This window comes from Streptomyces sp. LS1784 (assembly GCF_020103755.1).
Taxonomy (GTDB): Bacteria; Actinomycetota; Actinomycetes; order Streptomycetales; family Streptomycetaceae; genus Kitasatospora.
Window position 1 is genome coordinate 1 of record NZ_JAHSQD010000599.1, and the last position, 4,835, is coordinate 4,835.

At 74.9% G+C, this 4,835-nt stretch carries 5 protein-coding genes and 1 pseudogene; 4 read left to right on the forward strand and 2 right to left on the reverse strand.

Translation table 11 applies throughout. The features are described 5' to 3' along the window. Positions 1-235, reverse strand: a 235-nt coding sequence (locus KS423_RS38625) for a LysR family transcriptional regulator (protein ID WP_224284406.1), incomplete at its 3' end; no start/stop codon positions are given. A gap of 71 nt (positions 236-306) precedes the next feature. On the opposite strand from KS423_RS38625, the gene KS423_RS38630 reads away from it, so the two are divergent. Then, a complete protein-coding gene (locus KS423_RS38630; RefSeq protein WP_224284407.1) occupies positions 307-972 on the forward strand; it encodes a maleylpyruvate isomerase family mycothiol-dependent enzyme in 666 nt (221 codons plus the stop codon). A 47-nt stretch (positions 973-1,019) separates the two neighbouring features. Here KS423_RS38630 and KS423_RS38635 read toward each other — a convergent pair whose 3' ends face one another. Further along, positions 1,020-1,373 (reverse strand): hypothetical protein, encoded by a 354-nt coding sequence (locus KS423_RS38635; RefSeq protein WP_224284408.1) that lies wholly within the window; start codon positions 1,371-1,373, stop codon positions 1,020-1,022. 139 nt (positions 1,374-1,512) lie between these two features. Between KS423_RS38635 and KS423_RS38640 the strand changes: the two genes are divergently transcribed. The 3 genes and pseudogenes from KS423_RS38640 to KS423_RS38650 all read left to right on the forward strand — a co-directional run. Further along, complete coding sequence (locus KS423_RS38640; RefSeq protein WP_224284409.1) at positions 1,513-2,634, forward strand: PP2C family protein-serine/threonine phosphatase; 1,122 nt, start codon at positions 1,513-1,515, stop codon at positions 2,632-2,634. A 466-nt stretch (positions 2,635-3,100) separates the two neighbouring features. Further along, the gene (locus KS423_RS38645) at positions 3,101-4,420 is read left to right on the forward strand and encodes an MFS transporter (RefSeq protein ID WP_224284410.1); all 1,320 of its coding nucleotides are present in this window, start codon (positions 3,101-3,103) and stop codon (positions 4,418-4,420) included. Positions 4,421-4,564: 144 nt separating this feature from the next. After that, positions 4,565-4,835, forward strand: a pseudogene (locus KS423_RS38650) (non-ribosomal peptide synthetase); the annotation flags it as partial.

The following is a 4,835-nucleotide window of genomic DNA, read 5'->3' on the forward strand; positions in this document are numbered from 1 at the left end:
GGGCCGCGGCCGCGGAGGCGAGCGCCGCCCGGGCGTGCGGCAGTACCGCCTCGCCGGCCGGGGTGAGCCGCACGGTGCGGCCCGAGCGGTCGAGCAGCCGGTGGCCCAGCTCCCGCTCCAGCTGCCGGATCTGGGAGCTCACCCCGGGCTGGGTCAGGTGCAGCAGCTGGGCGGCCCGGGTGAAGCTGCCGTGCTGGGCGACGGTGACGAAGTACTGGAGCTGCCGCAGTTCCATAACTCCTGATCATAGGTGCCAGAAATTCCCGGCCTTGGACGGGTGTACGGTTCCGGTCGCAGGCTGGACGCATGGAAACCGTGCCGCAGAACCAGGACACCGGGCAGATCCACTGGATCCGTGAGCAGATCGCGGCCGAGCGCCGTGAACTCGCCGAGGTGTTCGCCGCCCTCACCCCGGAGCAGTGGAACTCGCCGTCGCTGTGCGGAGGTTGGCGGGTCCGTGAGGTGGCCGCGCACATGAGTACCGGCTTCCGGCATTCGACGGCGCGCACGGTCCTCGAACTCGCCTGCTCCGGCGGCAACGTCCACCGCATGGCCGACCGGATCGCCCGCCGCGACGCCGCCGCCATGACCGAGCGCGACCTCGCCGCCGCCATGGCCGACCACGCCGACCACCCCTGGCGCCCGCCCGTCGGCGGCCGCATCGCGGCCCTCGCCCACGACGCCGTCCACGGCCTGGACATCACCGTGGCACTCGGTCTGCCCGCCCGGTTGCCGGTGGCGCGTACGAAGGCCCTGCTGGCCGGCGTCACACCCCGCACGCTGCGGTTCTTCGGGGCCCGGCTCGACGGAGTCCGGCTGGAGGCGACGGACACCGACTGGGCGTACGGCGAAGGTCCGCTCACCGTGGCGGGGCGGGCGGAGCACCTGCTGCTGCTCGCGTACGGGCGCCGGGTGCCGCAGGGCCTGCTGGCGGGGCCCGGCGCAGGGCGGTTCACAGCGGGCGGTTCGTAGTGGTCGGTCCGTGGTGCACGGTTGGCAGCGGACGGGTGAGCGGTGCCCTATCGACGGTCGGTGTTCAGCCACCGGGTGAGGGTGGCGTGCAGTAGCTCGGCCTGGGTGCGGTCCAGGACCACCGTCGTCAGGGATCCCGGCTCCCCCGAGCCCTCCTCGGCGGGCCGGCCGAGCCCCAGTCGCAGGTACTCCACCGGAGCCGGCCAGCCGTCCTCGGGCTCGGGCTCGTCGCCGAACCGGACGTCGGGGTGGCAGCGGTTGGGGATCGCGCTGAGCTCCAGCCAGCCCCCGCGGGGGTGGTCGGCGGCGGGGTTGACGTGCGAGCCCTGGTAGAGCCTCGGGGCGGGGCCGTCGCCGTCATCGGCGTCGGCGAGGTACAGCCAGGTGGCGAATATGGACATCGGGTTCTCCTCGGGGGACTCGGGGGCGGGGCCGAAGCCTGGGGAAGGACCGGGCGGCCGTCATGCGGGTTTCCGGGGCCCGTGACTACGATCGGAAGAAGTCCTTCCGGATGGTGGTGAGACGGAAGCCAGGTCGCCGATGGCCCCGAGGTCCGTGAAGTGGCCGCCGTACGTGCGGGTCGCGCCGTGGTTGCTGACCGCCGGCGGGCTGGTGTGGAACGCGCTGGATCCCACCGACTACTGGGGCGATCCGCTGCTGGCGGCGGCCGCCGTGCTGGCGGGGGCGCTGCTGGCGCTGCGGGACACCCTCGCGGTGGGAGTGGCCAATGTGCTCGGCATCCTGGTGCTGTCCACCCAGGACGGGTCGATCGGGACCCGGGCCGGCCACCTGGAGCTGGCGAACACGGTGTTCGCGGCGCTGCTCGGGATCTGGGTGAACCGCGTGATCGCCCGGCACGGACGGCGGCTGGCGCGGGTGCGGTCGGTGGCCGAGGCGGCGCAGCGCGCGGTGCTGCCGGAGCCGCCCGCGCGGGTGGGGCGGCTTTCGGTCGCGGCCTGCTACCGGGCCGCCCAGGACGAGGCGCTGATCGGCGGGGACGCGTACGCGTTGCAGGCCACCCCGTACGGCGTGCGCGGGCTGATCGCCGACGTGCGGGGCAAGGGGCTGCACGCGGTGGGGGTGGTCTCGGTGCTCCTGGGTGCCTTCCGGGAGGGCTCCCACCGCCTGCCGGACCTGGCCGCGCTCGCGGACGCGCTGGAGGGTTCGCTGCTGCGGGAGAGCGAGCGGATGAGCGAGGAGCTGCGGCTGGAGGGGTTCGTCACCGCGCTGCTGGTGGAGTTCCCGCCGGGCGAGGAGAGCGTGCGCACGCTCGACTGCGGGCATCCCGGCCCGTACCTGCTCGGCCCGTACCCGCGGGGCGGGGCCGGGCCCCGGGTGCGCCGGCTGGACGCGGCGGACCCGGGGCTGCCGCTGGGGATGGGCGGGCTGGGTGTGGCGCGTCCGGTGCCGGAGAGCCGGCCCTTTCCGGCCGGGAGCACCCTGCTGCTGGTGACCGACGGGGTCACCGAGGCCCGCGACGCGGCGGGCGAGTTCTACGACCCGGTGCTCGGCCTGGCCCCGCTGGGGCCGTTCTCCGGGCCGGGGGAGGTGTTGGACGCGCTGGTGGCGGACGTCGGGCGGTGGACCGGCGGGCCCAGGGACGACGACATGGCGGTGCTGGCGATCACGCACCGGGCCGAGGCGGCGGCGGAGGCGGACTGACGGCCGGCGGGCGACGCCTGCCGGATCCGGAGCCGGCCTGGGACGCGGATCACCGGAGGGCCTGATGCGGGGGTGGCGGACCGGGCCGGTCCGGGGGCGGCCCGGATCCGCCCGGGACCCCCTTCTACGGCTCGCTCCGGTCACGCCAATATCACGATGAGGTGACGGTCGGGCTGCACTCCATGGAATCCGGTCAAGTTGAGCGCCGCCGTCCGGTGGCTGGAAAGGCGGAGTCCGGATACCGGACAGTGAAATGGACCGGCGGACCCGGAAGCGATCAGGGCGCCCGTCGGGCCGTGCCGCCTTGGCCGACGGGCGTTGCGGACGGTGCGGCAGTGCCGGGAGCGGCCGTAAGGGGCGCGCAAGGGCCGGCCGGGGGAGTGGCGGGTTTCCGCCGACCTGCGGTCCGTCCGGAAACGAACCTGGTGCTTGCCCCGTGTCGAAGAGGTGACCGAGAGTCGCACCGATGAACGAGAAGCCTCGCCCCCGCCAGGCCCGTCTGCTCGGCCACCGCGATTTCCGGCTCCTGCTGACCGGAGCCGCGGCGGCCCAGACGGGCAGTCAGGTCACCCTGGTCGCCCTGCCGCTGGTGGCGGTGATGGTGCTGGACGCCACGCCGTTCCAGGTCGGCCTGCTGACCGCCGCCGAGACCGCCGCCTTCCTGCTCGTCGGCCTTCCGGCGGGCGCCTGGCTGGACCGGATGCGCAAGCTGCCGGTGCTGATCCGGGCCGATGTGGTGCGCTGCCTGGCCGTGGGGTCGATCCCGCCGGCCGCCGCGTTCGGGGTGCTGACCATGCCGCAGCTGTACCTGGTGGCACTGGTCACCGGGGTGGCGACGGTGTTCTTCGACGTCGCGCACCAGTCCTTCCTGCCCGCCGTCCTGCCGCGCGAGCAGCTGATCGGTGGGAACGGCGCACTGGAGACGGTCCGCTCCTCGGCGCAGATCGCCGGGCCGGGCCTCGGCGGCGGGCTGGTCCAGCTGCTCGGGGCGCCGCTCGCCATCGTGGCCGACGCCTGCGGCTACCTCGCCTCCGCGCTGTTGCTCGTCCGGATCAAGGCCGAGGAGCCGCGGCCGGAGCCCGAACCGGGGCGCTCGCTGCGCGCCGAGGTCGGGGAGGGCGTGCGGTTCGTCCTCGGCCACCCGTTGCTGCGGGCGATCGCGACCGCCACCGCTACGTCCAACCTGTTCTCCGCCGTGCTGACCGCCGTGCAGACGGTGTTCTGGGTGCGGGTGCTCGACCTGTCGCCGGGAGCCATCGGCGTGCTGCTGTCGGTCTCCGCCGTCGGCGGACTGGCCGGCGCGCTGTGTGCGGGGCAGCTCGCCCGGTGGATCGGGCAGGCCCGGCTGATCTGGCTGTCCACGGTGGTGACGGCGCCGTTCGCGCTGCTGTGGCCGCTGTCCGGCCGCGGCGCGGGGGTGGTGCTGTTCGGCCTGGCCTCCGGGGTGGTGCTGTTCGGTGCGGTGGCGTACAACGTCGCCCAGGTGAGCTTCCGGCAGAGCGTCTGCCCGCCGGAGCTGCTCGGCAGGATGAACGCCACCATGCGCTTCCTGGTGTGGGGCACCCTGCCGATCGGCGCCCTGGTCGGCGGAGTGGTCGCCGACGCGGCCGGGCCGCGCACCGCGCTCTGGCTCTGCGCCGCCGGCTTCCTGCTGGTGCCGCTGCCGCTGCTGCTCTCGCCGCTGCGGCGGATGCGCGAGCTGCCGGGCCCCGACCGCACGGCCGGGCATGCCGCGGGCGAGGACGCCGCCGACGAGGAGAGTGCCGTGAGCCCCACCGCGTCCTGACCGGGCGGCCCGCCCGTACCGCCCGGACCCGAGCCCCGTACCGCCCGGACCCGAGCCCCGTACCGCCCGGACTGAGCAAGACCCTGGCCGATCCCCCGACCGATCCCCGATTCGATCCGCGACCGGAAACCGGAGACCGTCCCCGTGCACGCCAGCATCACCGCCGCCTACCTCGCCCGGTACCGCTCCGCCGCCGCCGAATCCCCGGTGGAGCTGCACCCGCTGACCGGCGCCCAGCGGCGGTTCCTGATCACCCGCCGGCTCGCGCCGCAGAGCCGCACCGACGTCGTCCCGCTGTTCTTCGCCTACCCGCGCGGCACCCTCGACCCGGAACGGCTGGCCCGCGCCGCGGCCGCGGTGGCCGCCCAGCACCCGGCGCTGTGCGGCGGCTTCGCGACGGTACGCGGCACGCCCG

Bases quoted from the DNA above. Each gene is read 5' to 3' on its own strand.
- KS423_RS38645 (WP_224284410.1), top strand. From the start codon at position 3,101: ATGAACGAGAAGCCTCGCCCCCGCCAGGCCCGTCTGCTCGGCCACCGC.
- KS423_RS38630 (WP_224284407.1), top strand. From the start codon at position 307: ATGGAAACCGTGCCGCAGAACCAGGACACCGGGCAGATCCACTGGATC.
- KS423_RS38635 (WP_224284408.1), bottom strand. From the start codon at position 1,373: ATGTCCATATTCGCCACCTGGCTGTACCTCGCCGACGCCGATGACGGC.
- KS423_RS38640 (WP_224284409.1), top strand. From the start codon at position 1,513: ATGGCCCCGAGGTCCGTGAAGTGGCCGCCGTACGTGCGGGTCGCGCCG.